The organism is Streptomyces sp. NPDC056061 (genome assembly GCF_042266885.1).
Taxonomy (GTDB): Bacteria; Actinomycetota; Actinomycetes; order Streptomycetales; family Streptomycetaceae; genus Streptomyces.
Window position 1 is genome coordinate 31079 of sequence record NZ_JBHJWQ010000001.1, and the last position, 24602, is coordinate 55680.

General features: G+C 72.6%; 19 protein-coding genes. 12 read left to right on the forward strand and 7 right to left on the reverse strand.

Translation table 11 applies throughout. The features are described from left to right. Window positions 1-91: 91 nt before the first annotated feature. Window positions 92-505 (forward strand): cobalamin B12-binding domain-containing protein, encoded by a 414-nt coding sequence (locus tag ACFC79_RS00115; RefSeq protein WP_376233065.1) that lies wholly within the window; start codon window positions 92-94, stop codon window positions 503-505. Between the two features lie 248 nt (window positions 506-753). Here ACFC79_RS00115 and ACFC79_RS00120 read toward each other — a convergent pair whose 3' ends face one another. Both ACFC79_RS00120 and ACFC79_RS00125 read right to left on the reverse strand, forming a co-directional pair. Continuing rightward, the gene (locus ACFC79_RS00120; RefSeq protein WP_376233068.1) at window positions 754-2394 is read right to left on the reverse strand and encodes a DUF5691 domain-containing protein; all 1641 of its coding nucleotides are present in this window, start codon (window positions 2392-2394) and stop codon (window positions 754-756) included. Window positions 2395-2504: 110 nt separating this feature from the next. Continuing rightward, the gene (locus tag ACFC79_RS00125) at window positions 2505-3932 is read right to left on the reverse strand and encodes an SWIM zinc finger family protein (RefSeq protein ID WP_376233070.1); all 1428 of its coding nucleotides are present in this window, start codon (window positions 3930-3932) and stop codon (window positions 2505-2507) included. A gap of 283 nt (window positions 3933-4215) precedes the next feature. Between ACFC79_RS00125 and ACFC79_RS00130 the strand changes: the two genes are divergently transcribed. The 5 genes from ACFC79_RS00130 to sucD all read left to right on the forward strand — a co-directional run bounded on the left by ACFC79_RS00130 (window position 4216) and on the right by sucD (window position 11580). Beyond that, window positions 4216-5328 carry an AAA family ATPase gene (locus ACFC79_RS00130; protein WP_376233073.1) on the forward strand — a complete coding sequence of 371 codons (1113 nt, stop codon included), beginning with the start codon at window positions 4216-4218 and terminating at the stop codon, window positions 5326-5328. Next, the gene (locus ACFC79_RS00135) at window positions 5325-7832 is read left to right on the forward strand and encodes a DUF5682 family protein (RefSeq protein WP_376233075.1); all 2508 of its coding nucleotides are present in this window, start codon (window positions 5325-5327) and stop codon (window positions 7830-7832) included. The genes ACFC79_RS00130 and ACFC79_RS00135 overlap by 4 nt, the downstream gene beginning before the upstream one ends. Further along, on the forward strand, window positions 7829-9193 hold the full coding sequence (locus ACFC79_RS00140; protein WP_376233077.1) for a VWA domain-containing protein: 1365 nt from the start codon (window positions 7829-7831) through the stop codon (window positions 9191-9193). Before ACFC79_RS00135 ends, ACFC79_RS00140 begins: the two co-directional genes overlap by 4 nt. 299 nt (window positions 9194-9492) lie before the next feature. Then, a complete protein-coding gene (gene sucC, locus ACFC79_RS00145; RefSeq protein WP_376233080.1) occupies window positions 9493-10674 on the forward strand; it encodes an ADP-forming succinate--CoA ligase subunit beta in 1182 nt (393 codons plus the stop codon). A gap of 21 nt (window positions 10675-10695) precedes the next feature. Beyond that, the gene (sucD, locus tag ACFC79_RS00150) at window positions 10696-11580 is read left to right on the forward strand and encodes a succinate--CoA ligase subunit alpha (RefSeq protein WP_376233083.1); all 885 of its coding nucleotides are present in this window, start codon (window positions 10696-10698) and stop codon (window positions 11578-11580) included. A 157-nt stretch (window positions 11581-11737) separates the two neighbouring features. Here the strand turns inward: sucD and ACFC79_RS00155 are convergent, their stop codons facing one another. Further along, a complete protein-coding gene (locus tag ACFC79_RS00155) occupies window positions 11738-12595 on the reverse strand; it encodes a sigma factor-like helix-turn-helix DNA-binding protein (protein WP_376233086.1) in 858 nt (285 codons plus the stop codon). A gap of 395 nt (window positions 12596-12990) precedes the next feature. Here ACFC79_RS00155 and ACFC79_RS00160 point away from each other — a divergent pair, with 395 nt between their 5' ends. Beyond that, complete coding sequence (locus ACFC79_RS00160; RefSeq protein WP_376233089.1) at window positions 12991-14595, forward strand: DUF6350 family protein; 1605 nt, start codon at window positions 12991-12993, stop codon at window positions 14593-14595. 74 nt (window positions 14596-14669) lie between these two features. On the opposite strand, the gene ACFC79_RS00165 is transcribed toward ACFC79_RS00160, so the two are convergent. After that, on the reverse strand, window positions 14670-15692 hold the full coding sequence (locus ACFC79_RS00165) for a hypothetical protein (RefSeq protein WP_376233092.1): 1023 nt from the start codon (window positions 15690-15692) through the stop codon (window positions 14670-14672). A 610-nt stretch (window positions 15693-16302) separates the two neighbouring features. Between ACFC79_RS00165 and purN the strand changes: the two genes are divergently transcribed. After that, on the forward strand, window positions 16303-16959 hold the full coding sequence (gene purN, locus ACFC79_RS00170) for a phosphoribosylglycinamide formyltransferase (RefSeq protein ID WP_376233095.1): 657 nt from the start codon (window positions 16303-16305) through the stop codon (window positions 16957-16959). After that, window positions 16946-18499 (forward strand): bifunctional phosphoribosylaminoimidazolecarboxamide formyltransferase/IMP cyclohydrolase, encoded by a 1554-nt coding sequence (gene purH / locus ACFC79_RS00175; RefSeq protein WP_376233097.1) that lies wholly within the window; start codon window positions 16946-16948, stop codon window positions 18497-18499. Before purN ends, purH begins: the two co-directional genes overlap by 14 nt. 125 nt (window positions 18500-18624) lie before the next feature. Here the strand turns inward: purH and ACFC79_RS00180 are convergent, their stop codons facing one another. Then, window positions 18625-19362, reverse strand: a complete 738-nt coding sequence (locus tag ACFC79_RS00180; protein WP_376233100.1) for an RDD family protein — start codon at window positions 19360-19362, stop codon at window positions 18625-18627. Window positions 19363-19592: 230 nt separating this feature from the next. On the opposite strand from ACFC79_RS00180, the gene ACFC79_RS00185 reads away from it, so the two are divergent. The 3 genes from ACFC79_RS00185 (at window position 19593) to ACFC79_RS00195 (ending at window position 22857) form a co-directional block, all read left to right on the forward strand. Continuing rightward, window positions 19593-20453, forward strand: coding sequence for a bifunctional methylenetetrahydrofolate dehydrogenase/methenyltetrahydrofolate cyclohydrolase (locus ACFC79_RS00185; RefSeq protein ID WP_376233102.1), 861 nt, complete (start codon window positions 19593-19595; stop codon window positions 20451-20453). Window positions 20454-20482: 29 nt separating this feature from the next. Then, a complete protein-coding gene (locus ACFC79_RS00190) occupies window positions 20483-21355 on the forward strand; it encodes a DUF3017 domain-containing protein (RefSeq protein ID WP_376233105.1) in 873 nt (290 codons plus the stop codon). 512 nt (window positions 21356-21867) lie between these two features. Then, window positions 21868-22857: a malate dehydrogenase gene (locus ACFC79_RS00195; protein WP_376233108.1), complete on the forward strand. Its 990-nt coding sequence runs from the start codon at window positions 21868-21870 to the stop codon at window positions 22855-22857. A 337-nt stretch (window positions 22858-23194) separates the two neighbouring features. Here ACFC79_RS00195 and ACFC79_RS00200 read toward each other — a convergent pair whose 3' ends face one another. Both ACFC79_RS00200 and ACFC79_RS00205 read right to left on the reverse strand, forming a co-directional pair. After that, the gene (locus ACFC79_RS00200) at window positions 23195-23935 is read right to left on the reverse strand and encodes an isocitrate lyase/phosphoenolpyruvate mutase family protein (protein WP_376233109.1); all 741 of its coding nucleotides are present in this window, start codon (window positions 23933-23935) and stop codon (window positions 23195-23197) included. A 146-nt stretch (window positions 23936-24081) separates the two neighbouring features. Next, window positions 24082-24594 (reverse strand): carboxymuconolactone decarboxylase family protein, encoded by a 513-nt coding sequence (locus ACFC79_RS00205; RefSeq protein WP_376233111.1) that lies wholly within the window; start codon window positions 24592-24594, stop codon window positions 24082-24084. Window positions 24595-24602: the final 8 nt, after the last annotated feature.

The following is a 24602-nucleotide window of genomic DNA, read 5'->3' on the forward strand; positions in this document are numbered from 1 at the left end:
CACCGCGAAACGACGGGTTGCGGGATGCTGTAGATAACGTTCGTTCACATCCCCGGCCCTTCAGGCACGGGAGACGCATGTGGAGGCAGAGATGGGTGTGACCGGTCCGATCCGTGTGGTGGTGGCCAAGCCGGGCCTGGACGGCCATGACCGCGGGGCCAAGGTGATCGCGAGGGCGCTGCGGGATGCCGGTATGGAGGTCATCTACACGGGACTCCATCAGACGCCCGAACAGATCGTGGACACCGCGATCCAGGAGGACGCCGACGCGATCGGCCTCTCGATCCTCTCCGGTGCGCACAACACGCTCTTCGCCAAGGTGATCGAACTGCTGAAGGAACGGGAGGCGGAGGACATCAAGGTCTTCGGTGGCGGCATCATCCCGGAGGCGGACATCGCACCGTTGAAGGACCGGGGCGTCGCGGAGATTTTCACCCCGGGGGCGACGACGGCCTCCATCGTCGACTGGGTCAACGCCAACGTCCGACACCCTGCGGAAGCCTGACCGCCGACGCGAAGCACCGGGCCGGCCCGGTGGGACCGGTCCCCGGTCGGACCGGTCGGCCGCACGTTCCCGGTGGCCCGCCGCGCCTTTCGACGGGGCGGTGGGGGATCGGGCGACCGTCGTGCCCGCCGGCCGGTACCGTGCCCGCCGGCCGGTACCGTGCCCGCCGGCCGGTACCGTGCCCGCCGGCCGGTACCGTGCCCGCCGGCCGGTACCGTGCCCGCCGGTCGGCATCGGGCCCTGCGACTTCAGCGGCCGGTTTCACCGTTCCCGTCGGTCGGGAGCGGTGCGGGGGCCCGCCCCGGCATCAGCTCCGACTCCATCGCCGCGCGCAGCCGAAGCGTGGAGACCAGCCGTTGGAACGCCTCCGACCAGTATCCGTTCGCGCCCGGTGAAGCATCCTCCGGTTCGTCCTGGGGAGTGGTGAGCACGTCGAGGCGATCCGCCTCGGCCGGGTTCAGGCAGCGTTCGGCGAGACCCATCACACCGCTGAAACTCCAGGGATAGCTGCCGGCGTCCCGGGCGATGTCCAGGGCGTCGACGACCGACCGGCCGAGCGGCTCCGCCCAGGGCGTCGGGCAGACACCGAGCAACTGGAATGCCTCGGACAGACCGTGTGCGGCGATGAAGTCGGCCACCCAGTCGCCTCGTTCGGCCGCCGGGAGCACGGCGAGGAGTTTCGATCTCTCGGCGAGCGACGCCGTACCGGGGCCGTTCGACGGAGGGACGGACGGGGCGCCGAGCAACGCGCGGGCCCACTCCGGGTCCCGTTGCCGCACCGCGGCCCTGCACCACGCCGTGTGCAGTTCGTCGGCCCAGCCGTCGGCCACCGGCAGGTCGACGATCTCCCGCGCGGAGCGCCCGCCGAACCGGGCAGGCCAGGTGGGCAGCGGGGCGGCCTCCACCAACTGCCCCAACCACCAGGATCGTTCGCCCCGCCCGGGCGGTGCTGCCGCCACGACGCCGTCGCGCTCCATCGCGGCGTCGCACTCGTGCGGGGCCTCCACGGCGATGATGGCCTCGTCGCCCGTGATGTCCGGGCTCACGCAGGACATCGCGCGGGCGGCCATCCGCCCGGCGAACGCCGACCGGGGCAGGGCGGACAGCAACTCGGCGGCAGTGGAACGGACATTGCGGCTGCGGTCGGCCAACGACCGTTCCAGGAACGGCTCGTCCACCGCGGACAGCCCGGTGCGCAGGGAGTCGAGGAACATCAGCCGGTCCTCGGCCCGCTCGGTGGCCCAGGTGGTGGCCAGCAGTGCGAGCGCCCCGGCCGGGTCGTGCGCCCGTACCCCCGCGAGCAGGGCGACGCGTTCGGCGAACAGCCCCTCCTCCCACAGCCGGGCGACCGCGTCCCGGTCCGTGACGTCGGGCAGCGGCGAGCCACCGGACGAAGCGCGCAGCGCGAACGTCCACTCGGGGTTGAGACCGGCCAGCCACAAGCCGCGCGGCCCGGCGAAGGCGAGCGTCTGCGGGCGCAGATCGGTACGGGACCTGGCCGCGTCCAGCAGTTGCGGGAGCAGAGTGGCGGGCGCGCGGAAGCCGCACCGGTTGGCGATGGCCAGCCACTGCGGGATCAGCTCCGTGAGATCGGGGGCCGCCCCGCGTCGGCCGCCCGAGCCACCCGGTGCCGACCGGTCCGCGAGCAGCTGGGCCAGCCTGCGCCGCGCGGCCGGGGGCAGCGGTGGCCGGGGGTCGACCGGCGCGGGCGCGGGGCGGGCTGCGGCGGGCGCGGGCAGCAGCCCCGCTCTCCGCCGCACGGTGTGCAGCGCCGCGGCGTCGAGCAGCTCGGCCGGTCCGCCGCCCTGTTCCGGCGGGCGACGGTCGGTACCGAGAAGCGCGGTCGTGACGAGCTCCTCCCAGGACGGCGGCGTGGTGCTGCGAGGCATGAGGTCCCTCCGAGACTTCGCGTAGGGCGTCGGATCAGCAGGGCGTCGGATTCGGTGGGGTGTCGGATCAGCGGGGAGTCGGATCAGCGGGGAGTCGGATCAGCCGGGCGTCAGATCAGTGGCACGGTCTCGGGCACCGTGTCCGCGTCCGCGGCCCAGGCGGCCAGCGGATCGAAGCCGCGGTGTCCGCATTCGCCGAAGACGGTCACCGGGGAGCCGCCGGAGAGTGCGAGGAGCCTCCACAGTCCGGGCCGGGCCGTCGCCGCCGGGGCCAGCGGCAGGGCGGTATCGCCTGCCGCGTCGACAAGTTGCCAGCCGTCCCCGGACGGCACCGGTATGACGTCGCACAGGGTCACCGGCCAGGCGTCCAGCCATGGATCGCGCCGCAGGGCGGCGCCGTAGGCGTTGACCGCGTCCGTCGTCGTGCCGCCCGGAGGCGGCGTTCCGGCCGGGGACGGAGAGCCGAACCGCTGCCCCAGCTCGGCCCGCAACCGACCGGCGCCGGGATACGGGGTGATCTCCGCGTCGATCGTGGCGCCCACCGGCAGCGCCTGCCCCGGCGCCCGGCCGGCCGCCCCGAAGGAGAGCAACAGCGCGGTGCGACCCGACCTCCTGCCGTGCAACCAGATGCGGCGCGTGACGATCCTGCCGTCCGGGGTGTCGTACTGGGCGAGGACCAGCCAGTGGTCGCGGACCGGTGGGCCCTCGGCCGGGGTGGTCAGCCCCACCCGGGTCCGGACCGTCGCCGCCAGCGGCTCCGGAAGGCGGCCGATCCCCAGCCACGCGCTGTCCAGCAGGTGCAGCAGCGCGCACTCCTCCAGCAGCCGCACCGGCCAGCCCGGACCGGACGCCGGTACGGCACCCAACTCCCTCACCCGGCCCGCCAGCCCGGGAGCCTGGGCATCGACCATGCGCGCAGCCGTCTCCTCCCACATCCCGTACCCCGGCTGATCGGCCGTCGCCAGGCCGCCGCGCAGCAGGTCCGCCAGCCGCTGCTCCAGCTCCAGCGCACCCCCGGTGATCCGTTCCGCCCGCCGTTCGGCCCGCCGACGAGCAGCCTCCGGATCGGCCGGACCCGAGGCCGGGACGCCACCCGCCGCGCCCCCCTCGTTCTCGCTCCCGCCCTTCGTCTCGCCCTCCCTCTTCCTTTCCTCCGCCCCGCCGCGACGGCTCGTCAGCCACTCGTCGGCCCAGTCCGGGACCTCGCCCGCAGGCAGGGCGGACTCGTCCGACGCCCGGACCAGCAGCAGGCCCAGTGCGTGCTTGCACGGAGACTTCCGACTGGGACAACTGCACGTGTACGCGGGGCCGGTGGTGTCGACCACCGTCCGGTACGGCGTGCTCCCGCCGCCCCCGCACAGCCCCCACACCGCGCCCGAACCGTCACACCCGCCACCCGACCACGAACCGGACGCACCGAGCGTGCTCCCGGCCCTGCGCGATGCCTCGTCAGGAGCCAGCGCAAGCACCTGATCCCTCGTCCAGCGCACCACCGCGGCGGCCGTGGACGAGGACTCTCCCCCGTGAGATAGCAGCATGGGAACGACGGTAGAGCGGCCCACTGACAATGCGTCCGACCTGCTGTTCCGTCCTCACGGACACAAGCCGGGCCTGCCCCCTGCGATGCGCCGTGCGTGAGGTGAGCAGGGCGACCGAGGGGGAGGGGCGGCCCGCGAAGGGCGCCCGCGTCGTCGTCCCCGCCCGATGGCCGGCCGCCCCGCGCCCCGTGCCGAACGGTTGCGGCCCGTGCCCGGGACCGATTGTCAGTGGCGTGGTGCACGGTGGAAACCACATCAGGTCGTTCGATCTGGAGGGGGATCCATGTCCGTGCCCGAAACCACCGCCACCGTCGGAACGCAGGCCCTGCGGCCGCACGCCGAGGACGCCTTCGCACACGAGCTGAAGGCCCTCGCGGCGGCCGACGACCGTCCGCGGCCCGCGCGTTGGCGGCTGTCCCCGTGGGCCGTCGCCACCTATCTGCTCGGCGGCACCCTGCCGGACGGCACGGTGATCACGCCCAAGTACGTCGGGCCGCGTCGTCTCGTCGAGGTCGCCGTGACCACCCTCGCCACCGACCGGGCCCTGCTGCTCCTCGGCGTTCCCGGCACGGCCAAGACCTGGGTGTCCGAGCACCTCGCGGCCGCCGTCAGCGGTGATTCGACGCTGCTCGTCCAAGGCACGGCGGGCACCCCGGAGGAGGCCGTCCGCTACGGATGGAACTACGCCCAGCTCCTCGCGCACGGCCCGAGCAGGGAAGCGCTGGTGCCGAGCCCGCTGATGCGCGCCATGTCCGAGGGCATGACCGCGCGCATCGAGGAGCTCACCCGCATCCCCGCCGACGTGCAGGACTCGCTCATCACGATCCTGTCGGAGAAGACTCTTCCCGTTCCCGAACTGGGCCAGGAGGTCCAGGCGGTCCGCGGTTTCAACGTCATCGCCACGGCCAACGACCGCGACCGCGGCGTCAACGAGCTGTCCAGCGCCCTGCGCCGCCGGTTCAACACGGTGGTGCTGCCGCTGCCGGCCACACCCGAGGCGGAGGTCGACATCGTGTCCCGCCGAGTCGATCAGATCGGGCGCTCCCTCGACCTGCCGGTCGAGCCCGACGCACTCGCCGAGATCCGGCGCGTCGTCACCGTCTTCCGCGAACTGCGCGACGGGGCCACCGCCGACGGCCGCACCAAGCTCAAGTCCCCCTCCGGGACGCTGTCCACGGCCGAGGCGATCTCCGTCGTCACCAACGGTCTGGCCCTGGCAGCACACTTCGGCGACGGGGTGCTGCGCCCCGACGACGTCGCGGCGGGCATCCTCGGCGCGGTCGTCCGCGACCCGGCGGCCGACCGGGTGGCGTGGCAGGAGTACCTGGAGACCGTGGTGCGGGAGCGGGACGGGTGGAAGGACTTCTACCGCGCCTGCCGCGAGGTGTCCGCATGACCCGGGCCACCGGTATCACCGCAGCCACCGGCACTGCCGGGACCGTCGGCTCCGGCGGGCCGCTCCTGCTGGGGGTGCGCCACCACGGCCCGGGTTCTGCCCGCGCCGTCCGCGCCGCCCTGGACGCCGCCCGCCCGCCGGCCGTGCTCGTCGAGGGGCCGCCGGAGGGGGACGCGCTGCTTCCGCTGGCCGCCGACGAACGGATGCGACCGCCGGTCGCGCTGCTCGCCCATGCCGTGGACGAACCGGGCCGGGCGGCGTTCTGGCCCATGGCCGCGTTCTCCCCCGAATGGGTGGCGATCCGCTGGGCGCTGGCGCACGGCGTACCGGTCCGCTTCATCGACCTGCCCGCGGCGAACTCCCTGGCCATGGCACGCGCGGAGGAAAGGGACACCGCACCGGACACCGACGGGAACACACGGCCGGACCGGGCGGCGGACGAGCCGGGCGCGGACGGCGGAGCCGCGCGCACCCCGGTCGACCCGGTGGCGGTCCTCGCCGAGACGGCGGGCTACGACGACCCCGAACGTTGGTGGGAGGACGTCGTCGAACACCGCGCCCGCGGCGGCGACGGCGTCGACCCGGGCGCGCCCTTCGCCGCGCTCGCCGAGGCGATGACGGCCCTGCGCGAGGTGTACGGGGACGGCGAACACCCCCGTGACACCATCCGCGAGGCGTACATGCGCCTGCAACTGCGCAAGGCGGGCAAGGAGTTCGGCGACGGCGTCGCGGTCGTCTGCGGCGCCTGGCACGTCCCCGCGCTCGCCACGAGGACCACGCTCGCCGCGGACCGGGCGTTGCTCAAGGGGCTGCCCAGGGTCCGGACCGAGCTGACCTGGGTGCCCTGGTCGTACCGTCGGCTCGCCCGGCGCAGCGGGTACGGGGCGGGCATCGACTCGCCCGGCTGGTACGGGCACCTCTTCGATGCCGTGGACCGTCCGATCGAGCGGTGGATGACCACGGTCGCCGGACTCCTTCGTGACGAGGACCGGTTCGTGTCGTCCGCCCACGTCATCGAGGCCGTCCGGCTCGCCGGGGCGCTCGCGGCGATGCGCGGCCGCCCGCTCCCCGGGCTGAGCGAGACGACGGACGCGATCCGGGCCGTGATGTGCGAGGGCTCCGACGTCCCGCTCGCCCTCGTACGGGACCGGCTGATCATCGGCGAGACACTCGGCGACGTACCCGACACCGCCCCCGCCGTACCGCTGCAACGCGACCTCGCCCGGCAGCAGCGCACCCTCCGGCTCAAACCCGAGGAAGCGGAGCGGGAGCTGGATCTCGACCTGCGCAAGGACATCGACGCCGCGCGCAGCCGCCTGCTCCACCGGCTGCGGGTCCTTGCCGTCGGCTGGGGCGAACCCGCCACCGGCAGGTCGAGCACCGGCACCTTCCGCGAGAGCTGGCGGCTGTGCTGGGAACCCGAGCTGTACGTGCGCGTCGCCGAGGCCGGGACCTGGGGCACCACCGTGCTCTCCGCGGCGAGCGCCAAGGCCGAGGCGCAGGCGGCCTCGGCGGACTCCCTCGCCGAGATCACGGCCCTCGCCGAGCACTGCCTGCTCGCGGAACTCACCGACGCGCTGCCCGTGGTGATGCGGACCCTCGCCGACCGCGCCGCGCTCGACGCCGATGTCGGCCGCCTCGCCGATGCCCTGCCCGCGCTGGCCCGCGCCCTGCGCTACGGCGACGTGCGGTCCACGGACACCGCGGCGCTCGGCGAGGTGGCCGCCGGGCTCGTGGAGCGGGTATGCGTCGGCCTGCCGCCCGCATGCACCGGACTCGACGCCGACGGCGCCGCCGAGATGCGCCGAAGGGTGGACGGGGTCCATGCCGCGCTCGCGCTGCTCCGCGGGGCCGCCGCCACACCCGCCGGCGGGAGCGGCGGCCTGCGCGAGCGCTGGGTCGCCGTACTGCACAGGCTCGCCGCCCGGGACACCGTCGCGGGCGTCATCAGGGGCCGCGCGGCCCGGCTCCTGCTCGACGAGGGACGCATCGCGGAGGACGGAGCGGCACGCCTGATGGGCCTGGCCCTCTCGCCCGGCACACCCACCGCGGACGCCGCGGCCTGGATCGAGGGGTTCGTCGGCGGGGCGGGCGGCGGGCTGCTCCTCGTCCACGACGAGCGGCTGCTGGGCCTGGTCGACGCCTGGCTCACCGCCGTTCCGGCCGATGCCTTCGCCGACGTACTCCCCCTGCTGCGTCGTACGTTCTCGGCGTACGACGCGGGCGTCCGGCGCACCCTCGGCGAACTCGCACGACGGGGCCCGGCCGCGGGCGGCACGACGGCCGACATCACCGGCGTCGGGGCGACGGCCCGCGGATTCGGCCCCGGACTCGACGCGGCACGGGCCGACGCGGTGCTGCCGGTGCTGCGTCTCCTGCTCGGTCCGGCCCTCGCAGGCACCGAGAGCGCCGAGAGTGCCGACAGCACAGAAGCCGCCGGGAAGGAAGCCACTGCGAAGGAAGCCGTCGAGGCGACGGAGGAACCATGGAGGGCGACGGCATGACAACGAACACGGCAGGCACCGCACCCCGCCCCGCCCACGATCCGTACGCCAGTGCGGCCGACGACACGGTGAACGCCGGGACGATCGGCCCGGCGATCGGCCCGGCGGACGTCACAGAGGCCGACACGGCGAACACCCCGACGATCGGCTCGACGAGTGCACCGGCGGGTGGCTCGGCGCGGTCCGGACCGTCGGCCGGGGCGCTGGACAACGAGCGGCTGCGGCGGTGGCGGCTGGTCCTGGGCGGAGACGGCGAGGAGGGCACCGGCCGCACCCTCGCCGGGCGCGACGCAGCCATGGACGCCGCACTGACCGCGCTGTACGGCGGCGGAGCCGGGCCGGGCGGCCGGGCCGGGAGCAGGCGCTCGGCAGGGCTCGGTGCCTCCGCCCCCTCCGTGGCCCGCTGGCTCGGCGACATCCGTACGTACTTCCCCAGCACCGTCGTCCAGGTCATGCAGCGTGACGCCATCGACCGGCTCGGTCTGTCCACCTTGCTCCTCGAACCGGAGATGCTGGAGGCCGTCGAGGCGGACGTCCACCTCGTCGGAACGCTCCTCTCGCTCAACAAGGCCATGCCCGAGACGACGAAGGAGACCGCCCGGGCCGTCGTGCGCAAGGTCGTCGACGATCTGGAGAAGCGGCTGGCCGCCCGCACCCGGACGACGCTCACCGGTGCACTGGACCGCTCGGCGCGGACCGAGCGTCCCCGCCATCACGACATCGACTGGAACCGCACCATCCGGGCCAACCTCGGGAACTATCTCCCCGAGCACGGCACCGTCGTCCCCGAACGGCTCATCGGCTACGGGCGGGCGGCGCGGTCCGTGAAGAAGGACGTCATCCTCTGCATCGACCAGTCGGGGTCGATGGCCGCCTCCGTCGTCCACGCCTCCGTCTTCGGCGCGGTGCTCGCCTCCATGCGCACCCTGCGGACCAGGCTCGTCGTGTTCGACACGGCCGTCGTCGACCTCACCGACCAGATCGACGACCCGGTCGACGTGCTGTTCGGCACCCGGCTCGGCGGCGGTACGGACATCAACCGCGCGCTGGCTCATTGCCAGTCCAGGATCACCCGGCCCGCCGACACCGTCGTCGTGCTCATCAGCGACCTCTACGAGGGCGGGATACGCGACGAGATGCTGAAACGGGTCGCCGCCATGAAGGCCGCCGGCGTGCAGTTCGTGGCGCTGCTCGCACTCTCCGACGAGGGCGCCCCCGCCTACGACCGCGATCACGCGGCCGCCCTCGGAGCCCTGGGGGCACCGGCATTCGCCTGCACCCCGGACCTCTTCCCGGAGGTGATGGCGGCGGCGATCGAGAAGAGACCGATCCCCGTGCCCGACAGGGAGACGGCCCGGTGACGGCATCGTGGACGAGGCCGCGACCGTCGCGGTCGACCCCGGCGGGCCCGTCCGCCGGGCCCGGTCGCCGCGTCCGTCGGGCCCTGCCCACCCGCAGGGTCTGTGACCGTAATCACCGCTCAGGTGTGATCTGCGATTTAGGGTCATGCCGGGCGCGGGGATAACCTGCGAGATGGACATGCCGCGTACATCGGGTCACCCTGTGCGCCTCCCTCGTGACCGAGCAGTCGCCATTGCCCCTCGCGGCACGCCCACGCAGAAATCGAACCGCGAGACCATTTGATTAGGGACGGACGCGCGTGGACCTGTTCGAGTACCAGGCGAGGGACCTCTTCGCCAAGCACGGTGTACCGGTGCTGGCCGGTGAAGTCATCGACACGCCTGAGGCAGCCCGCGAGGCGACCGAGAGGCTGGGCGGCAAGTCGGTCGTCAAGGCGCAGGTGAAGGTCGGCGGCCGCGGCAAGGCCGGTGGCGTCAAGCTGGCTGCCACCCCCGACGAGGCGGTCGCCCGCGCGACCGACATCCTCGGCATGGACATCAAGGGCCACACGGTCCACAAGGTGATGATCGCCGAGACCGCACCCGAGATCGTCGACGAGTACTACGTCTCGTACCTCCTCGACCGCACCAACCGCACCTTCCTGGCGATGGCCTCGGTGCAGGGCGGCATGGACATCGAGGAGGTCGCGGAGAAGACCCCCGAGGCCCTCGCGAAGGTCCCGGTCGACTCCAACACCGGCGTCACCATCGAGAAGGCCCGCGAGATCGTCGCCCAGGCGAAGTTCCCGGCCGAGGTCGCCGAGAAGGTCGCCGAGGTCCTGGTGACCCTGTGGAAGACCTTCGTCGCCGAGGACGCGCTCCTCGTCGAGGTCAACCCGCTCGCCAAGGTCGCCTCCGGTGACATCCTGGCGCTCGACGGCAAGGTCTCCCTCGACGAGAACGCCGACTTCCGCCAGCCCGAGCACGAGGCGCTGGAGGACAAGGCCGCGGCCAACCCGCTGGAGGCCGCCGCCAAGGCCAAGAACCTCAACTACGTCAAGCTCGACGGCGAGGTCGGCATCATCGGCAACGGCGCCGGTCTGGTCATGTCGACCCTGGACGTCGTCGCGTACGCCGGTGAGAACCACGGCAACGTGAAGCCCGCCAACTTCCTCGACATCGGTGGCGGTGCCTCCGCCGAGGTCATGGCGAACGGCCTGGAGATCATCCTCGGCGACCCGGACGTCAAGTCCGTCTTCGTCAACGTCTTCGGTGGCATCACCGCCTGCGACGAGGTCGCCAACGGCATCGTCCAGGCGCTCGCGCTGCTCAAGTCCAAGGGCGAGGACGTCAACAAGCCGCTGGTCGTGCGCCTCGACGGCAACAACGCGGAGCTGGGTCGCAAGATCCTCTCCGACGCCAACCACCCGCTCGTTCAGCGCGTGGACACCATGGACGGCGCGGCCGACAAGGCCGCCGAGCTCGCCGCGGCTGCGAAGTAAGGGACGAGGGACTCCAACACCATGGCTATCTTCCTCACCAAGGACAGCAAGGTCATCGTCCAGGGGATGACCGGTGCCACCGGCATGAAGCACACCAAGCTCATGCTCGGTGACGGCACCAACATCGTCGGTGGCGTGAACCCGCGCAAGGCCGGCACGTCCGTCGACTTCGACGGCACCGAGGTGCCCGTGTTCGGGACCGTCGCCGAGGCGATGGAGAAGACCGGCGCGAACGTATCCGTCCTCTTCGTGCCGCCGGCCTTCGCCAAGGCCGCCGTCGTCGAGGCGATCGACGCCGAGATCCCCCTCGCCGTCGTGATCACCGAGGGCATCGCCGTCCACGACTCCGCCGCCTTCTGGGCGTACGCGAGCTCGAAGGGCAACAAGACCCGGATCATCGGCCCGAACTGCCCCGGTCTGATCACCCCCGGTCAGTCCAACGCCGGCATCATCCCGGGCGACATCACCAAGCCCGGCCGCATCGGTCTGGTGTCCAAGTCCGGCACCCTGACCTACCAGATGATGTACGAGCTCCGTGACATCGGCTTCTCCTCCGCCGTCGGCATCGGTGGCGACCCGGTCATCGGTACGACGCACATCGACGCCCTTGCGGCGTTCGAGGCCGACCCCGAGACCGACCTGATCGTGATGATCGGCGAGATCGGCGGCGACGCCGAGGAGCGTGCGGCCGACTTCATCAAGGCCAACGTCACCAAGCCGGTCGTCGGCTACGTCGCGGGCTTCACCGCCCCCGAGGGCAAGACCATGGGCCACGCCGGCGCCATCGTCTCCGGCTCCTCCGGCACCGCCCAGGCGAAGAAGGAGGCCCTTGAGGCCGCCGGCGTCAAGGTCGGCAAGACGCCGACCGAGACCGCCAAGCTGGCGCGCGAGATCCTCAGCGCCTGATCTTCGCTCCCCGGCGCGGCGCGGCAGTACCGCAGGCCGCGTCACCGCACAGACGGCGCGGGCCCGTACCCGATCAGGGGTACGGGCCCGCGCCGTTTCCCGTCCCGCCGCCCGCCCGCCCGGGAGAGCCGTCCCGGCCGGAGGGGCGGGGGCGGGATCAGCCGACGTGGGGAACCAGCCGGGCCGGCCCTCGGACGAGTGCGTCGCCCAGTGTCCTTTGCAGCCTCAGGTCCTGCGGGGTCAGCTTCTGCGGACCGCTGTGCGGCGGCACCCCCTCGACCGGGTGGGCGGGCGACCCCGTGGGGGCGTCCCGGACCGGAGCCGTCGCCAGCGTGAGCAGTGTCAGACCGATCAGCAGCGCCAGGAAACAGAAGACGGCCCTGGTCCACTGCCGGGCCCGGCGTTCGCTGCCGCTGCGCACCGCTTCCGGGGCCGGTAGCGGGTCCGCCGGCTCGGGCCGCTCCCGCACGAGGGCACCGATCCGCTGCCGCAGGAGGGCGGACCGCTCGGCGGGGGACTGCGGTTCCGCCGGTTCGGGCAGCCGCTCGGCGACCGCCGTCCGTGCGTTCGCCAGCCTGCTCGCCGTCGCCGGGGTGGTGGCCTCCGTCTCCGCCGCGGTCTCCGGCAGATCCAGACCGACACCGTCGTGGAGCAGCAGCGTGCGACGGTACGACGGAGGCAGCGCGAGCAGCGCGTCGAGCAGCGCCCGTGCGTCGGGCTCCGCGGGCGGTGGGTCGAACCCGCGGTGCGCGCGGCGCAGCCGGTGCCACGGCGACAGCGCGTACTCGTACGCGGCCGCCCGCACCCAGCCGACCGGGTCCCTGTCCACCGCCACCTCGGGCCAGCGCTCCCAGGCCAGTGCGAAGGCCCGCTCGACGGCCTCCTGGGAGAGGCTCCGGCGCCCGGTGAGCAGGAAAGTCTGGCGGAAGAGTGCCTGTGCGCAGCGTGCGTAGAGGGCATCGAAGGCATCTGCTGCCGCCCCCCGTTCCGCCGCCCCCGTCTCCTCTGCCGCCACTGCCGCCCGGTCCGTCCCGGGGCCCGTGCGGACGGGCGCGTCGGCTGAGACAGCAGAGGCAGATGAGGCGGATGGGGCGGGCGAGGCGGGGGGAGTGGGCGAGGCGGGGGAAGTGAGGGAGACGGCAGGGGTGGCGGATGCGCCGGGCGGTACGGGGGTGGCACCGGGGTCGGTGGGGGCCATGGCGGAGCTCCCGGTGGCTTCGACGGGGACCGGCGCGAGGAACGCCGGACGGAACAGCGGAGGGATGGCGGCCGGGTCAGTCGACCTCTGCGTCATGGCAGAGCCTCCGCGGACCTGCGCCGAGCGAAAAAGTACATAAACGTATATTGAGCGACACAGCGGCCGTTCGCCCGTTACACGGAATAAGCGCGTGTCGTTGGCAGCATGATGGCGTGACTCAAGCGACCGGGGACAGCCCATCGTTGTCGGCGGAACAGGTGGCGGAGCCGGCCGCCGGGCGAGGTGAGGGGCGGGCGGCGGACGGCTCCGCGACGCACGGACGTCCTGCCGTCCTGGCCCTCGCCCTGCTGCGTGGGGTGCTTGCGGCCGGTCTGGGACTGGGCGCACTCACCATGGTCGTCGTGGTGGTGTGGATCAGTTCCCCCACACCCGATGACGGACCCGCCGGAGCCCTCCGTGCGGCGGCGGGAATCTGGCTGCTGGCCCATGGGGCCGAGCTGATCAGGACCGACACGCTTTCCGGGGCCCCGGCCCCCGTCGGCCTCGTCCCGCTGCTGCTCGCCGTGGTGCCGGTATGGCTGGTGCACCGGGCGGCCCGGGACTCCCTGGAGTCCGACGAGGGACGCGCGGGGCCTTCGGCGGTGGCGGCGTTCGCCCTGGTCACGGGCGGCTATCTGGTGGTCGGGTCGGTTGTCGCGCTGTATGTGTCGAGCGGTTCGCCGTCCGTGCGGGTGCTGACGTTGATCTACCCCTCGGCCGTGCTGGTGGCGGGTGCCGCGGCGGCCGGGACGTGGACGGCCTGCGGTCGCCCGATCGGTCCGCCGCCGTCCTGGGCGCCGGTGCGGGTGCACGAGGCGTTGGCGCGTTCCCGGTTCCGGGAACGCGCTGCGACGGTGTGCGGGGCGGGCGCGGCCGGGGTGGCGGCCCTGCTGGGCGGCGGCGCGTTCCTGGTCGCGGTGTCACTGGTGTGGCATGCGCAGTCCGTCCAGCAGTCGTTCGTGGAGCTCTCCGGCGACTGGACGGGCCGGGTTCCGGTGCTGCTGCTCGCGCTGATCCTGGTGCCGAACGCGGCGGTGTGGGGCGCCGCGTACGGACTCGGTCCGGGTTTCGCGCTCGGCTCGGCGTCCGCGGTCACCCCGCTCGCGTTCACGGGGCATCCGGCGCGGCCGGTCTTCCCCCTGCTCGCCGCGGTGCCCGACCACGGTACGGGCACGGCGCCGAACTGGGCGTCCATGGCGGTTCCGGTGACGGCCGGGCTGACCATCGCCTGGTTCACGGCACGGAGGGCGACTCCCGTCCGCGCCGGGCGGGACCAGGCATGGGGCGCGGGGGCGACCGCGCTGACGGCCGGGCTCGGAGCCCTGGGCTGCGGGCTCGGCACGGCGGTACTGGCCGCAGCCGCCGGTGGGCCGCTCGGCACCCGCGCGCTCGCGGAGTTCGGCCCGGTGTGGTGGCTGACGGGGGCGGCGGCCATGGGCTGGACGCTGGTGCTCGGCGTCCCCGGCGCGCTGCTGATGCGGTTCTGGCGACTGCGGGGTTCGGCACGGAAGGCCGAGGGCGCGGACCCGGCGGCAGCGGCCACGGCCGATCAGCCGTCCCCGGACGCCGCCGTGCCGTCGACGGCCCCGGCACCCTCGAAGGCGCGGGCCGCGCGGGTGCCCGGGGGACCGCCGGCGCCCCGGGGCCGCGTACTCGTCCTCGGACGGGACGCGGACGAGGAGGACGGCTCCGAACCGTACGACTTCCTGCCGACCGACCCCTGGCACGAACGGACGGCCCGGCGCACGTGGGACACCGGGCCGTCGGAGAAGCCCTGAGGAAGCGGACCGTGCAGGCCGGCCGATCGGTCCTCGCCCCGGGCCTCGGCTCAGTACTCGATCCGGACCTCGGCTCAGTCCTTGACGCCGAAGAAGGGCTCCAGCGGCTTCGGCAGCAGATCGTTGCAGGCCAGTTGGCCGGACTTGGTCAGCGCGTCGTTCACGCAGGTGTAGTAGTCGCGGTAGACCAGTTGCACCGTGAACGTCGTCGCGACGATCGAGAGCGCGAGCAACGCCGTCACCAGACCGCTGACCGCGGCGGTGGTCTGCTGCCTGCCGTATCTCAGGGCGGGGGCGCCGGGGGTGCCGGGGGCGGATCCGGGCGCCGGGACATGACCGGAACCGGAGCCCTGAAGCGTTCCGGTGGTCGGCGTGCCGGTCGTAGCCGTGGGGCCGGACGTCCCGGCCGCGGCGGTGGAACCACCCGGCGCGGACGCATCCTTCGGCTTCGCCCGGAGCGCGCTGACCGACCAGTACACGGCGAGCGCGCCGAGCAGCAGAGCGATCTCCGGAAAGTCGAAGAGCGCGAAGAAGAACGCCCACATGCCGCAGAGCAGCGCGTAACGCGCGCGGCGCTGGGCCGGGTCGGTCGGGTCCCAGCGCAGCCCGCCGGGGCGCCCCTCGGGGCCGCCCTGGCCGTTCGACCCGCCCTGGTTCCCGGGACGACCGCCGAAGCCGCCGCTCTGGCGGCCCGGCTGCCGGTTGCTCCACTGGCTGCCCCAGGCCGGTCGGTCGCCGGAGGAATCGCCCTCGGCGGAACCGTCGTTGTCGCCCCGGCCCCCGTCCCCCCGGTCGTTGCCGGTGTTCGAGGGGTGGCGGGGCTGCCACGGCCGGTCGGGTCGGTTCTCGGGTGGTGCGGCGAACGGATTGTCCTGCGTGGGGCCGGAAGCCCCCGACGCACCGGACGTGGACGATGCACCGGACGTGGACGATCCCGTGGAGTCCGAGGAGGGGGAAGGAGACGAAGAAGACGAAGAAGAGGGCGAGGAGCCCGTCGAGGGCCGGTGCTCCCGCAGCAACGGCGAAGCCGGCTCGGGCAACGGATGCAGCGGCGGCAGCGGGTGGCGGAAGGCGGTGCGGCGGCGTCGGTCCGTCATGTGGTGAACGTCTTCCCCATCTCGTCATTTCCGCCCTGCGGACGGTTCCCTGTCCCCTGACGCTACCTCCCGGCCGGGAGGGGCCGAAAGCGGGGAGCGGCTGCACCGGGCGGCCGGACCTCTTTGCCGAGCTCCGCCCTGCTCCCCTCGACCGGACAGCGAGCCGGACAGCGAGCCGGACAGTGAGCCGGACAACGCCCCGAACCGCGACCGGACCGCCGCCGGAACCGACCTGCCGGGCCATGGACCCGGCAGGTCGGAATGGGGTGATGCGCGCTGGATGTGCGGCGGGTACGCGGCAGATGTGCGGCGGGTACGCGGTGTGGTGCGGGCACGACGTGCGTCCGGTACCGGCCCCGCGCCCGGCGGGTGGGTTCGGGGCCATGGCGCGAGCGGGGCGTCCCGGCCCGCGGTGTCCGGCTCGGCTCCCCGGCCCCGGCCCCGGTCCTCGTCCCCCGTCCCCCCGTCCCGAGGGGGCGTGCCACGGTGCCGGTATCGTTGCTGACGGTCGGCTCGTTCGTAGAGTTCCCCGTATCGGGGGAATCATTTCATTCGTACGACCATACAAATTCAGCGTTGCTTGCTTCATCACGCGAGAAAGGGCCCAACCGTGGCCTCCCCGCCCCCCTCCGCCGCCCCGGCCCGCCTGGTCGTGCTGGTCTCCGGCTCAGGCACGAACCTCCAAGCCCTGCTCGACGCCATCGCTGAGGATCCCGAGGGCTTCGGTGCGCGGGTTGTCGCGGTCGGTGCCGACCGCGACGGCATCGTCGGCCTGGACCGGGCGGAACGCGCCGGGCTTCCGACCTTCGTGTGCCGGGTCAAGGACCATGCCACGCGCGAGGAGTGGGACGCGGCGCTGGCCGCCGCGACGGCCGAGCACCGCCCGGACCTCGTCGTGTCGGCGGGTTTCATGAAGATCGTGGGCAAGGAGTTCCTCGCCCGCTTCGGCGGCCGGTTCATCAACACCCACCCCGCCCTGCTCCCCAGTTTTCCCGGTGCTCACGGGGTGCGTGACGCGCTCGCGTACGGCGTGAAGGTCACCGGGTGCACCGTCCACTTCGTCGACGATGGGGTCGACACCGGTCCGATCATCGCGCAGGGCGTGGTCGAGGTGACCGAGGCGGACACGCCGGAGGGCGAAGCCGCCCTCCATGAACGCATCAAGGAAGTCGAGCGCAAGCTGCTCGTCGAGGCCGTGCGGCGGCTCGCCCGCGGCGGCTATCGCATTGAGGGACGAAAGGTTCATCTCGGTCATGTCGGTGAATAAGCCCATCCGTCGCGCCCTGGTCAGTGTCTACGACAAGTCGGGGCTGGAAGACCTCGCCCGCGGTCTGCACGAGGCGGGTGTCGAGCTCGTCTCCACCGGCTCCACCGCCGGGAGGATCGCCGCCGCCGGGGTGCCGGTCACCAAGGTCGAGGAGCTCACCGGCTTCCCCGAGTGCCTCGACGGCCGCGTCAAGACCCTGCACCCGCGCGTCCACGCCGGCATCCTTGCCGACCTGCGCCTGGACGCCCACCGCGAGCAGCTCGCCGAACTGGGCGTGGAGCCGTTCGACCTGGTGGTCGTGAACCTCTACCCGTTCAAGAAGACCGTCGCCTCCGGCGCGTCCGCCGACGAGTGCGTGGAGCAGATCGACATCGGTGGCCCGTCCATGGTCCGTGCCGCCGCCAAGAACCACCCGTCCGTGGCCGTCGTCACCAGCCCCGAACGGTACGTCGACGTTCTCGCCGCGGTGCAGGCCGGCGGCTTCGACCTGGCGGCCCGCAAGCGGCTCGCCGCCGAGGCGTTCCAGCACACCGCCGCCTACGACGTGGCCGTGGCGTCCTGGTTCGCCGAGGACTACGCCGCCGCCGACGACTCCGGCTTCCCGGACTTCTTCGGTGCGACGTACGAGCGCGAGAACGTCCTGCGGTACGGCGAGAACCCGCACCAGCCCGCCGCCCTGTACACCTCCGGGACGGGTGGCCTGGCCGAGGCGGAGCAGTTGCACGGCAAGGAGATGTCGTACAACAACTACACGGACACCGACGCCGCGCGCCGGGCCGCGTACGACCACGCCGAGCCGTGCGTCGCGATCATCAAGCACGCCAACCCCTGCGGCATCGCGATCGCCGACGACGTCGCCGAGGCGCACCGCAAGGCGCACGCCTGCGACCCGCTGTCGGCCTTCGGCGGAGTCATCGCCGTCAACCGCCCGGTGACCGTCGCCATGGCCGAGCAGGTCGCGGAGATCTTCACCGAGGTCATCGTCGCCCCGGCGTACGAGGACGGTGCGGTCGAGGTGCTGGCCCGCAAGAAGAACATCCGCGTGCTGCGCTGCCCCGACGCCCCGACCGCCCCGGTCGAGGTCAAGCCGATCGACGGCGGTGCGCTGCTCCAGGTGACCGACCGCCTCCAGGCCGAGGGCGACGACCCGGCCAACTGGACCCTGGCCACCGGTGAGGCGCTCTCCGACGACGAGCTGAAGGAGCTCGCCTTCGCGTGGAAGGCGTGCCGCGCGGTCAAGTCCAACGCGATCCTGCTTGCCAAGGACGGTGCCTCGGTCGGTGTCGGCATGGGCCAGGTCAACCGCGTCGACTCCGCGAAGCTCGCCGTCGAGCGGGCGGGCGAGGAGCGGGCGCGGGGCGCCTACGCCGCCTCCGACGCGTTCTTCCCGTTCCCGGACGGGCTGGAGATCCTGACCGCGGCCGGTATCAGGGCCGTGGCCCAGCCGGGCGGTTCGGTCCGTGACGAGCTGGTCGTCGAGGCCGCGCAGAAGGCGGGCGTGACGATGTACTTCACCGGCACGCGCCACTTCTTCCACTGATCCCGGCGCGCCCCCGCAGCTGATCCCGGCGGGTCCCCGCAGCGCGAAGGGCCGGAACTCACGTGTTGAGTTCCGGCCCTTCGCGTGGTGCGCGCGGGCGGCGTGCCGAGCACGCCCCCACGTCACTACTTCTTGATCACCAGGGTGCCGGCCGCACGGTCGTGCCAGCCCTGCAGCTTGCCGGAGTTGTCGAAGAACGGCGACAGGTAGACGAGGACGGCCCCGATGTAGCAGAGGAACGCGCCGACGATCGGGATGATCCAGCGGATGAATCCGGCACCGAGGCCCGGGTTCATGCCGGTGTTCTCCTTGACGACCTTCAGGCCGAGCGCCATCTTGCCCAGCGTCGCGCCGACCAGCGAGATCATCAGCCACTCGTAGAGCAGGGTGATCAGACCGAGCAGGGCCATCATGCCGAGCATGGTGACGAAGAAGCCGCTGCCCACGTCGTTCATGCAGGACTGGTAGCCCGGGTCCAAGGAGGAGCCGCAGTCATCGGCGCTGTCGGCAACGCCCATCGCGCCGGCCACACCTATCGCGCTGAAGATGAGGTAGACGACGAAGATGGCTGCCCCGTCGATGCAGCGGGCGCCGAGGCGTCGGCCCATCGAGGCGACCTGGACCGTGCCCAGCACCGGGACGTTGATGTAGCCGTTGTTCGCCTGGAGCGTGCCGGGGGCCTGCTGCGGGTAGCCGTAGCCGGGCTGGCCCTGCGGCGGCTGCTGCGGGTAGCCGTAACCGGGCTGCCCCTGCGGCGGCTGCTGCGGGTAGCCGTAACCAGGCTCGCCCTGCGGCGGCTGGCCACCCTGCGGCGGCTGGCCGGGCTGCTGGCCGTACGGGTTGTTCGGGTCGCCGAAACTCATCTGGGCTGTTCCTCCAACGTGCATTTGGGGACGAAGCGGCCGCACGGAGGAAAGAGAAAGGTCAGCGGTCCGCCCCCCGGTGCTACTGCGGCACTGCGGCCATAATCGTTATAAGCAGAATGTAAGTTTGTCCAGTCACGATGGGTGGATGTTGCCCAAGCGAGACATCTCGCCCTCTCTCGGTCACCGGGAATTGGTATGCGGGCGGGGTCATCCGCGAGTATGGGGACATGACTGCCCAGATTCTCGATGGCAAGGCCACCGCAGCCGCGATCAAGTCCGATCTCACCGTCCGCGTGGCGGCCCTCAAGGAACGGGGCATCAACCCTGGCCTGGGAACCCTGCTGGTCGGGGACGACCCGGGCAGCCGTTGGTACGTGAACGGCAAGCACCGTGACTGCGCGCAGGTCGGCATCGGCTCCATCCAGCGCGAACTCCCCGACACCGCCACCCAGGAGGAGATCGAGGAGGTCGTACGGGAGCTCAACGCCGACCCCGAGTGCACGGGTTACATCGTGCAGCTGCCCCTGCCCAAGGGGATCGACACCAACCGCGTGCTGGAACTGATGGACCCGGCCAAGGACGCCGACGGCCTCCACCCGACGAACCTCGGCAGGCTCGTGCTCAACGAGACCGGTCCGTTGCCGTGCACCCCGCAGGGCGTCGTCCAGCTGCTCCGCCACCACGGTGTGGAGATCAACGGGGCGCACGTCGTGGTCGTGGGCCGCGGTGTCACCATCGGCCGTCCGATGCCGTTGCTGCTGACCCGCAGGACGGAGAACGCCACCGTGACCCAGTGCCACACCGGCACGCGTGACCTCTCCGCGCACCTCAAGCAGGCCGACATCATCGTCGCCGCCGCCGGGGTGCCGCACATCGTCAAGCCCGAGGACGTGAAGCCGGGTGCGGCCGTGCTCGACGTCGGCGTCAGCCGGGACGAGAACGGCAAGATTGTCGGGGACGTCCACCCGGGCGTGGCCGAGGTCGCCGCCTGGGTCTCCCCGAACCCGGGCGGTGTCGGTCCGATGACCCGCGCCCAGCTGCTCGTCAACGTGGTCGAGGCGGCCGAGCGCGCCGCAGCCACCGCCTGAGCCGGCCGACCCGATCCGGAAGGAACCCCATGGGTGCTGGTACGAGCCCGGCCGACCCGGCCACCGAGGCGGACCGGACGTCTCCGGCGCCGTCCGCCGCGGAGGGCGGGCAGCCCGACGCCGCCGTGAAGCAGCCGGACACGACCGCGAAGCAGACCGCGGACGCGTCCGGCCCGGGCTCCACCGACGGGACCGCGAACGACGGGACCGCGAACGAAGGAACCGTCGATGAGTCCGCGGACGGGGGGGCCGTTGACGGGGCCGGGAACGACGGGACTGTCAGCGGGGCCGGGAACGACGACGGTGCCGCCGACGGAACGAGCATGCGCCGGGAGAACGGCGCTTCCCCGTCCGGCGGTTCCGTAACGAGCGGTTCCACGTCCGGCGGTTCCCCGTCCGATGATTCCGTGAGCGGCGATGCGAAGGTCCCTGCCCGGGAGGGCGATGCCGCGGCGGACGAGGCATCGGCGGACGTCGCGGGGGCCGGCGAGCGCGGCGCGGCACGCCGCTCGCGGAGGTTCCCGTCGTTCACCCGGGACACCGCGCGTCCCGAGGGCGGCGGCCGGGCGGCGTCCGGAGACGCGCCCGCCCCGGCCCGGCAGTGGCCGTTGCTCGCGGTGCTCTGCACGGCCGGGATCGGGCTGCTGATCGTGGCCACCGACCCGTTCGCCGAGGCGTTCCGGGTCGGCACGATCCTGATCGGTGCGGCGCTCCTCGGCGGTGCGGTGCTGCGGCTCGTGGTCCCGTCGGTCGGCATGCTCGCGGTCCGGTCCCGCTTCACCGACCTGGTGACGTACGGGCTGCTCGGCTTCCTCATCGTGATGCTGGCGCTGGTGGCGCAGCCCAAGCCGTGGCTGGACATCCCGTTCCTGGAGGACGCGGTCCACTTCACGATCCGCTGAGGCCGCCCGCCCGCCCGCCCGTACGACGTCGTCCGGCAACGGTGCCCGTCCCCTCCCCCGAGCGGGACGGACACCTGCGGACGGAAGGGGCCACCGGAATGTTGCCGTTCCGGATTGTGGCGACTTGAGCATCCTTGCCCCTGTCCTGATCTCAGCCTCACGGACGGTGGGGACGCGTTCAAGAGGGCCCTGTCGCCTGTGGCACGGAAGTGACCATTCCGCCACGGTGTGATGGCTGAGCAACATCGGTGGAACGAGCCCGTGCCCAGCGGAGTGAACGGGTGCGCGCGCCGTGTCCACAGCCCCGGGCCCGGGTACCTCCTCCGAGTGAGCGGATACGGCCGGGTGAGCAGAGTGTGACGCCTTGTGCGCGGTGCCACAGGGGGCCGAGCCGCCAGGGCGTTCCGGGTCGGATAGCCTGAACGCCGGATATCTCTTCACATCAAGATTCAGGGATGTCCAGCTCCAGGGGCCAGGAACCCCCAACCGCCAGCTGTCTAACGGAGATCGCCATGACCCGCACTCCCGTGAATGTCACCGTGACCGGCGCAGCCGGCCAGATCGGCTACGCTCTGCTCTTCCGCATCGCCTCCGGCCACCTGCTCGGCCCGGACGTGCCGGTCAACCTGCGTCTCCTGGAGATCCCGCAGGGCCTGAAGGCCGCCGAGGGCACCGCGATGGAGCTCGACGACTGCGCCTTCCCGCTGCTGCGCGGCATCGAGATCACCGACGACGCCAACAAGGCGTTCGACGGCGCCAACGTCGCTCTGCTGGTGGGCGCCCGCCCGCGTACGAAGGGCATGGAGCGCGGCGACCTGCTCTCCGCCAACGGCGGCATCTTCAAGCCGCAGGGCAAGGCCATCAACGACAACGCCGCGGACGACATCAAGGTCCTCGTCGTCGGCAACCCGGCCAACACCAACGCGCTCATCGCGCAGGCCGCCGCCCCGGATGTACCGGCCGAGCGCTTCACCGCGATGACCCGCCTCGACCACAACCGCGCGATCTCGCAGCTGGCCGCCAAGACCGGTGCCGCGGTCTCCGACATCAAGAAGCTGACGATCTGGGGCAACCACTCGGCGACCCAGTACCCGGACATCTTCCACGCGGAGATCGCCGGCAAGAACGCCGCCGAGGCCGTCAACGACGAGGCGTGGCTGGCCGACACCTTCATCCCGACCGTCGCCAAGCGCGGCGCCGCGATCATCGAGGCCCGTGGCGCGTCCTCCGCGGCCTCCGCCGCCAACGCCGCCATCGACCACGTCCACACCTGGGTCAACGGCACCGCCGAGGGCGACTGGACCTCCATGGGTATCCCGTCGGACGGCTCCTACGGTGTGCCCGAGGGCATCATCTCGTCCTTCCCGGTCACCACGAAGAACGGTACGTACGAGATCGTCCAGGGCCTGGACATCAACGAGTTCTCCCGCAAGCGCATCGACGCCTCGGTGAAGGAGCTCACCGAGGAGCGCGACGCGGTTCGTGAGCTCGGTCTGATCTGAGGTTCCGACCGGTTCCGACCGGTTCCCGGCCGAATCCGTACCCGGGCCGTACGCCTTCCTCCGTACGGCCCGGCGCGGCCCGGCGCGGCCCGGTTCGGTTCGGTTCGGTTCGGTCCACGCGTGTCCACCGCCCACGGACCAAGGTCACGGCCCACGGCCCACGACCACGGACCACGGGCCTCGTGCGCGGAAAGACACTCACCGCCCCCGGCAGCACGCGTGCGCGCTGCCGGGGGCGGTGACGTTCCCACCCGCGTCGTTCCGGTCGTCCGTGTGGGGCATGGCGTCGGTCCGTCCGGGCCGCAGGTCCCCCGTTCCCGCGGCCCGGACGGACCCGTCAGCCCTTCCGGAGTTCGTCGGCGAAACCGCGCACGGCCGCCATGGCGCGGCGTTGCAGCCCGGGGCCGAACGTGATCCGGGTGGCGCCCAGCTCCCCGAGCCGGTGCGGCGACGGACCGTCGGGCCGGGCCAGGGCGTTGAGCGGACCGGGAACGGCTGCGGCCAGCCGGGGCAGGGCCTCGGGAGGGGCCATGATCGGATAGACGCAGTCGGCCCCCGCCTCCACGTACAGCAGGGCCCGGCGCACCGTCTCCGCCTCCCGGTCCGCCTCCGTCTGCCCGGGGGTGCCGTGGACGTACGTGTCGACGCGGGCGTTGACGAAGAGCCGGTCCCCGGCGACCGCCCGCACCTCCGCCAGCCGGTCCGCCTGACGCTCGGCAGCGACGAGGACGCCGTCGACCGAGTCCTCCAGGTTGCAGCCGACGGCACCGGCCTCCAGGAGGCGTTCCACCAGTTCCCCGGCCGCCAGGCCGTACCCGGCCTCGACGTCCGCCGAGACGGGCACCTCGGCCGGGACGGCCCGTACGATCCTCGCCACGGCCGCGAACATCTCGCCCGTGGGAGTCGCCCCGTCCTCATAGCCCAGCGAGGCCGCGATCCCGGCGCTCGGCGTGGCGAGCGCCGGGAAGCCCGCCTCGACGAAGACGCGGGCACTCGCCGCGTCCCACGGGCCCGGGAGAACCAGCGGTGCGCCGGGCGGGCGGTCGAGGTGCAGGGACCGGAGGACGGATGCGGTCATCGTGGAACTCCCAGGGTGATCCGCCGCGAGCGTCGGCGCGCGGGGGCGGGGCGGATAAGTAGGCGCGGCGGCGGAGTGCGCGCGGGCGGAGCGGGGCCGCGGGTCGAGTGGGGCGGCGGGCCGGGCGGGGCGGCGTCGGCGCCCGGTCAGTGCTTGAGGTCGCCCGGCGTGTAGTGCCCCGGGGCCATGCGGGTGGTCACGGAGAACCGGTTCCAGGCGTTGATCGTCGTGATCGCGGCGACGAGGTGGGCCAGTTCGGTCTCGTCGAAGTGCTTGGCGGCGTTCTCCCACACCTCGTCCGGCACGAATCCGTCGGTCAGCACCGTGATCGCCTCGGTCAGCTCGATGGCCGCGATCTCCTTCGGCGTGTAGAAGTGCCGCGACTCCTCCCACGCGCCCAGCTGGATGATCCGCTGGACGGACTCGCCCGCCGCGAGCGCGTCCTTGGTGTGCATGTCCAGGCAGAAGGCACAGTGGTTGAGCTGCGAGGCGCGGATCTTCACCAGCTCACCGATGACCGGGTCGAGCCCCCTGCGGGAGGCCGCGTCCAGCCGGACCATGGCCTTGTAGACGTCCGGGGCGAGCTCGGCCCACTGCATGCGCGGGGTGTGCTCGGGGTTGAGTTCGGAAGTGGCGTGGCTGTGTGCGTTGGTCGTCATGGGAACGA

Coding starts and splice junctions, on each gene's coding strand:
- ACFC79_RS00115 (WP_376233065.1), top strand. CDS start 92: ATGGGTGTGACCGGTCCGATCCGTGTGGTGGTGGCCAAGCCGGGCCTG.
- ACFC79_RS00120 (WP_376233068.1), bottom strand. CDS start 2,394: ATGCCTCGCAGCACCACGCCGCCGTCCTGGGAGGAGCTCGTCACGACC.
- ACFC79_RS00125 (WP_376233070.1), bottom strand. CDS start 3,932: ATGCTGCTATCTCACGGGGGAGAGTCCTCGTCCACGGCCGCCGCGGTG.
- ACFC79_RS00130 (WP_376233073.1), top strand. CDS start 4,216: ATGTCCGTGCCCGAAACCACCGCCACCGTCGGAACGCAGGCCCTGCGG.
- ACFC79_RS00135 (WP_376233075.1), top strand. CDS start 5,325: ATGACCCGGGCCACCGGTATCACCGCAGCCACCGGCACTGCCGGGACC.
- ACFC79_RS00140 (WP_376233077.1), top strand. CDS start 7,829: ATGACAACGAACACGGCAGGCACCGCACCCCGCCCCGCCCACGATCCG.
- sucD (WP_376233083.1), top strand. CDS start 10,696: ATGGCTATCTTCCTCACCAAGGACAGCAAGGTCATCGTCCAGGGGATG.
- ACFC79_RS00165 (WP_376233092.1), bottom strand. CDS start 15,692: ATGACGGACCGACGCCGCCGCACCGCCTTCCGCCACCCGCTGCCGCCG.
- purH (WP_376233097.1), top strand. CDS start 16,946: ATGTCGGTGAATAAGCCCATCCGTCGCGCCCTGGTCAGTGTCTACGAC.
- ACFC79_RS00180 (WP_376233100.1), bottom strand. CDS start 19,362: ATGAGTTTCGGCGACCCGAACAACCCGTACGGCCAGCAGCCCGGCCAG.
- ACFC79_RS00185 (WP_376233102.1), top strand. CDS start 19,593: ATGACTGCCCAGATTCTCGATGGCAAGGCCACCGCAGCCGCGATCAAG.
- ACFC79_RS00190 (WP_376233105.1), top strand. CDS start 20,483: ATGGGTGCTGGTACGAGCCCGGCCGACCCGGCCACCGAGGCGGACCGG.
- ACFC79_RS00195 (WP_376233108.1), top strand. CDS start 21,868: ATGACCCGCACTCCCGTGAATGTCACCGTGACCGGCGCAGCCGGCCAG.
- ACFC79_RS00200 (WP_376233109.1), bottom strand. CDS start 23,935: ATGACCGCATCCGTCCTCCGGTCCCTGCACCTCGACCGCCCGCCCGGC.
- ACFC79_RS00205 (WP_376233111.1), bottom strand. CDS start 24,594: ATGACGACCAACGCACACAGCCACGCCACTTCCGAACTCAACCCCGAG.